The organism is Ruegeria sp. YKSF070 (assembly GCF_059612725.1).
The window spans coordinates 1-1177 of sequence record NZ_JBXWRD010000115.1; the positions used below are offsets into that span (position 1 = coordinate 1).

Here is a 1177-nt window from a genome sequence, read left to right on the forward strand (position 1 = left end):
GATATTTCCGATCCCAAGGACAAGGCCGCAAACTTTGGCCTGTTAGGGGCGGCCTTTGGCGTCGGATTTGTGCTCGGACCAGTGATCGGCGGGTTGCTCAGCGAATATGGAACCCGTGCCCCGTTTTGGGCTGCGGCAGGTCTGGTGGCACTGATCTTTGCCATCGGCTGCTTCGTGATGCCTGAAACCGTGACCGACAAGACCCGGCGCGCCTTCAACCTGCGCCGCGCCAACCCGGTGAATTCGCTGCGCGCCATTGCTGCACGGCCCGGTATCCGACCTATGCTGTGGGTCTACTTTCTGTATTCGGTCTCAATCTACGTCTACCCCGCTATCTGGTCCTTTTTCACCACCGAGCGGTTCGGATGGTCCCCTCAGATGATCGGCCTGTCACTGGGCGTCTATGGGATCGGCATGGCCGTTGTGCAGGGCGGCCTGATCCGCCCCGCAATCCGATTGTGCGGCGAACGGGGTGCCATCATCTACGGGATGGGTTTTGAAATTCTTAGTTTCGCAATTCTGGCCTTTCTGACCAACGGGTTCATTGCGCTTTTGTTCATCCCAATCACCGCAATCGGGGCAATCACCACACCGGCACTTCAGGCAATGATGTCCAAAGCGACACCAGATTCGCAGCAAGGGGAGTTGCAGGGCGTCCTCGCCGCGCTCCACGCGCTTTCGATGGTAATCTCGCCCCTGGTCATGACCAGCGTATTTGCGCAATTCATTCGCCCCGACACACCGCTGTACCTGCCGGGTGCTCCTTTCCTGCTGGCACTGGCGCTGATGCTGGCCGGGTTCGTTTTGTTTCGCCGGTCCGCGCCTGTCGTGGCTTAACAACGACACTTACATGGCGGTATTCGCCTTGCGATCAACGCTTTCCCACGCCACCGTGGGGCCAACGGGAATGAGGGAAAACATGCAAACAATCAAAGCCGCAGTCTGCCGGGCATTCGGCGAACCCCTGGTTATCGAAGAGGTTCAGCTGGCGCCCCCCGGCACGGGTGAAGTCGAAGTGACGCTGGATGCAGTGGCCATCTGCCATTCAGACATATCCTATGCCGAAGGTGCCTGGGGCGGCTTTCTGCCCGCCGTCTACGGCCACGAAGCCGCAGGTGTGATCTCGTCAGTTGGAGAGGCCGCCGGAGACTTCAGGATTGGCGAGCCCGTGGTTGTA

Annotated in this window: 2 protein-coding genes; both read left to right on the plus strand. The window is 59.6% G+C overall.

Features of this window, described 5'->3' with window-relative positions; genetic code table 11:
* Positions 1-837: MFS transporter (locus tag AC2FL1_RS23475; protein WP_496878534.1), on the plus strand; the 837-nt coding region annotated here is incomplete at its 5' end.
* 82 nt (positions 838-919) lie between these two features.
* A partial coding sequence (locus tag AC2FL1_RS23480) for an alcohol dehydrogenase catalytic domain-containing protein (RefSeq protein ID WP_496878535.1) occupies positions 920-1177 on the plus strand: 258 nt, incomplete at its 3' end.